At 75.6% G+C, this 3,842-nt stretch carries 3 protein-coding genes; all 3 read left to right on the top strand.

Annotated features, from left to right (window positions below; translation table 11 throughout):
- Window positions 1–17: 17 nt before the first annotated feature.
- The 3 genes from rsmA to WMI84_RS17350 are packed head-to-tail and all read left to right on the top strand — an operon-like array spanning window position 18 to window position 3,832.
- The gene (gene rsmA / locus WMI84_RS17360) at window positions 18–935 is read left to right on the top strand and encodes a 16S rRNA (adenine(1518)-N(6)/adenine(1519)-N(6))-dimethyltransferase RsmA (RefSeq protein ID WP_347355029.1); all 918 of its coding nucleotides are present in this window, start codon (window positions 18–20) and stop codon (window positions 933–935) included.
- Window positions 936–944: 9 nt separating this feature from the next.
- Window positions 945–1,907 carry a 4-(cytidine 5'-diphospho)-2-C-methyl-D-erythritol kinase gene (locus WMI84_RS17355; protein ID WP_347355028.1) on the top strand — a complete coding sequence of 321 codons (963 nt, stop codon included), beginning with the start codon at window positions 945–947 and terminating at the stop codon, window positions 1,905–1,907.
- Window positions 1,908–1,957: 50 nt separating this feature from the next.
- The gene (locus WMI84_RS17350; protein ID WP_347355027.1) at window positions 1,958–3,832 is read left to right on the top strand and encodes an ABC-F family ATP-binding cassette domain-containing protein; all 1,875 of its coding nucleotides are present in this window, start codon (window positions 1,958–1,960) and stop codon (window positions 3,830–3,832) included.
- Window positions 3,833–3,842: the final 10 nt, after the last annotated feature.

Here is a 3,842-nt window from a genome sequence, read left to right as displayed (position 1 = left end):
GTGCATAGGGTGGGGGAGTGACCGCGGCCGCCGACTCCGCCCTGCTGGGCCCTGCCGAGATCCGGCGGCTGGCGGCCGGGCTCGAGCTGCGCCCGACCAAGCAGTGGGGCCAGAACTTCGTGGTCGACCCCAACACGGTCCGCCGGATCGTGCGGCTGTCCGGTGTCGGACCGGACGACGTGGTCGTCGAGGTGGGCCCCGGGCTCGGGTCGCTGACGCTGGCCCTGCTCCCGGTCGTCCGGCACGTCACGGCGATCGAGGTCGACCCGCGGCTCGCCGCGGCACTGGAGGGCACCGTGGCGCGCCTGCAGCCCCAGCATGCGGACCGGCTGCGCGTCGTCGCCGCCGATGCGCTCACCGTGACCAGGCTGCCGAAGCCGGCCCCGACCGCGCTCGTCGCGAACCTGCCCTACAACGTGTCGGTTCCGGTCGTGCTGTCGTTCCTCGAGCGCTTCCCCGGCATCGCCAGGGCCCTGGTCATGGTCCAGCTCGAGGTGGCCGAGCGGCTGGCCGCCGGGCCCGGCAGCCGGGTCTACGGCGTGCCGAGCCTCAAGACCGCCTGGTACGCCGACGTCGAGCTGGTCGGGCGGGTCGGGCGCACGGTCTTCTGGCCGGTCCCGAACGTCGACTCCGGCCTGGTCGCGGTGCGGCGCCGGCCGCCGCCGCCCACGACCGCCGCGCGCGAGGAGGTCTTCCGGTGCATCGAGGCGGCCTTCGGCCAACGGCGCAAGTCGCTGCGCCGGGCGCTCGTCCCTTGGGCCGGCTCGGTCGAGGCGGCGCAGGCGGCCCTCGTCGCGGCCGGTGTCGACCCCGGGGCACGCGGCGAGCAGCTCGACATCGCGGCCTTCGCCCGGGTCGCCGAGGCCCGCGCCCGAGCCGGGGCGGCCGGGCCCGGGACGGCCGGGGCCGACCCGGGCGCCGGACGACGCGCCTAAGGTGACGGCATGACGACCGTGTCGACGCTGCCCGAGGTGGTGACCGTGCGGGCCCCGGCCAAGGTCAACCTCGAGTTGCGCGTCGGCCCGCGTCGCCGCGACGGCTACCACGACCTCGCGACCGTGTTCCAGGCGGTCTCCCTGCACGACGAGGTGAGCGTGTGGCGCTCCGACGACTGGCAGGTGCTCGCCGCGGGGCCCTACGCGGAGCTGGTCCCCACCGCGGGGGAGAACATCGCGGTGCGTGCGGCCCGGCTCATCGCCGCGCGCGGCGAGGTCGACGAGGCTCTCACGATCCGGATCGACAAGGACATCCCGGTCGCCGGTGGCATGGCCGGCGGCTCGGCCGACGCCGCGGCGACGCTGCTGGCCTGTGACCTGCTCTGGGGCCTCGACCTCGACCGGGACGAGCTCGGCGAGCTCGCCGCCGAGCTGGGCAGCGACGTGCCCTTCCCGCTGCAGGGCGGCAACCTGATGGGCTCCGGCCGCGGCGAGCGACTGACCCCGGTGCTGGCCCGCGGCAGCTTCGACTGGGTCTTCGCGGTCAGCGGCACCGGGCTGTCGACACCCGAGGTGTACGCCGAGGCCGACCGGCTCCGGCAGCAGTGGCGGAGTGGGCCGCCTCCCGCGCCACGCGTCAGCGCTCGGTTGATGGCGGCGCTGCGCAGCGGCGACGCCGAGGCGCTCGGCGCGGCCCTCGGCAACGACCTGCAGGAGGCGGCCTTCGCGCTGCGGCCCGAGCTGCGCGACCTGTGCGAGGCCGGGATCGACTTCGGCGCGTTGGGCGCGATCGTGTCCGGGTCCGGCCCGACCGTGGCCTTCCTGACAGCGAGCCACGAGGCGGCCCTCGACCTGTCGGTGTCGCTCTCGGCGGCGGCGCTCTGCCGGGACATCCGCCGGGCCCGGGGGCCGGTCCCGGGCGCCCAGGTCGTCGCCGCCCCCCGCACCCCGCGCTCACCCGGCCCCGGCTGAGGCCGGCCCGCGCGCCCGCTCCCAGTCAGTCCGCTCCACAGGAAGCCCCGATGGCCAACCTCATCTCGCTCGACAGGGTCTCGCTCACCCTGGGCACGACGCAGGTGCTCGACGACGTCAGCCTCGGCGTCCTGACCGGAGACCGGATCGGCGTGGTGGGCGTCAACGGCGGCGGCAAGACCACCCTGCTGCGGGTCATGGCCGGCCTGCAGGAGCCCGACACCGGCCGGGTGACCAGACAGGGCGGCGCGGGCGGCATCCGGGTCGGCGTGCTGGCCCAGGGCGACGCGCTCGACCCGGGCTGGAGCGTCCGGCAGGCGGTCCTGCGCGAGCGTCCCGAGCACGTCTGGGCCGGTGACCCACGGGTCCGCGACATCCTCACCGGGCTGCTCGGCGGCGTCTCCGGTGAGGGGGTCGGCGGGCTCGACGATCCGGTCGGCATCAAGTCCGGGGGCGAGCGGCGCCGGCTCGCCCTGGCCCGCCTGCTGGTCGACGACCCCGAGGTGCTGCTGCTCGACGAGCCGACCAACCACCTGGACGTCGAGGGGGTCGCCTGGCTGGCCGAGCACCTCACGACCCGCCGGCCCCGCCCGGGCAACGCCACGGTCGCGATCACCCACGACCGGTGGTTCCTCGATGCCTACGCCACGCTGACGTGGGAGGTCGAGGGGGGCGGGGTCACCGCCTTCGAGGGTGGGTATGCCGCTTACGTCCTCGCGCGCGCCGAGCGGGACCGCCTCGCCGGGGTCGTCGCCGACCGCAGGGCCAACCTGATGCGCAAGGAGCTGGCCTGGCTGCGCCGCGGGGCCCCGGCCCGCACGAGCAAGCCGAGGTTCCGCATCGAGGCGGCCAACGCCCTCATCGCCGACGAGCCGGAGCCGCGCAACACCGCCGCGCTGACCGCCTTCGCGAGCACTCGGCTCGGCAAGGACGTGATCGACCTCGAGGACGCCACGGTGGTGCTCGGCGAGCCGCCCGAGCAGCGCACCATCCTGCGGCGGGTCACCTGGCGGCTCGCCCCCGGGGAGCGGGTCGGGATCGTCGGCGTCAACGGGGCCGGCAAGTCGACCCTGCTGCGCGCCCTCACCGGTGAGCAGCCCCTGGCGGGCGGTCGCCGCAAGGTCGGCCGGACGGTGCGGATCGCCCACCTGACCCAGGAGGTCCGCGAGCTCGAACGGTTCGAGTCGTGGCGGGTCATCGAGGCGATCGAGGACGTCCGGCAGTGGACCACGATCGACGGCAAGGAGGTCAGCGCCGGGCAGCTCGCGACCCGGCTCGGCTTCCCCGGCGGGCGTCAGCAGGACCGGGTCGGTGACCTCTCCGGCGGTGAGCGGCGCCGGCTGCAGCTGACCCGGCTGCTGCTGGCCGAGCCGAACGTGCTCGTGCTGGACGAGCCGACCAACGACCTCGACATCGAGACCTTGGCCTCGCTCGAGGACGTGCTCGACGGGTGGGCCGGCACCCTCGTGGTCGTCAGCCACGACCGCTACCTGCTCGAGCGGGCCTGCGACCACCAGCTGGCCATGCTCGGCGACGGCCGCCTGCGCGACCTGCCGGGCGGGGTCGACGAGTACCTGCGGCTGCGCCACACCGGTCCGTCGACGCCCCAGCGGGCGCCGTCGGGTGGCTCCACCACGGTGGGACCGGATGTGGGCGTCGCGAGCCCGGTGGACGGCATACCGGCGCCCGATGGTGCCGGCGGTCCAACTGCGGCGCAGCAGCGCGAGGCCCGGAAGGTGATGGCGCGGGTCGAGAAGCAGCTGACGCGCCTGGCGGAGCGGGAGAAGCGGCTGCACGCCGAGATGGCCGAGCAGGCGACCGACCCGGTCGCGCTCGCGGACCTGGGCGTCCGGCTGCGGGCGGTCGTCGCCGAGCGGGAGCAGCTCGAGGGGGAGTGGCTCGAGGCCGCCGAGGTCGTCGGCTGACACGGCTGCC

Origin of the sequence: Intrasporangium sp. (assembly GCF_039812505.1) — a bacterium.
In the GTDB taxonomy this organism is placed as follows: Bacteria; Actinomycetota; Actinomycetes; order Actinomycetales; family Dermatophilaceae; genus Intrasporangium_A.
This window is presented reverse-complemented; position numbering and strand designations above follow the sequence as displayed.

Excerpts from the sequence above, each read along its gene's own strand:
- WMI84_RS17355 (WP_347355028.1), top strand. The coding sequence starts at position 945 with ATGACGACCGTGTCGACGCTGCCCGAGGTGGTGACCGTGCGGGCCCCG.
- WMI84_RS17350 (WP_347355027.1), top strand. The coding sequence starts at position 1,958 with ATGGCCAACCTCATCTCGCTCGACAGGGTCTCGCTCACCCTGGGCACG.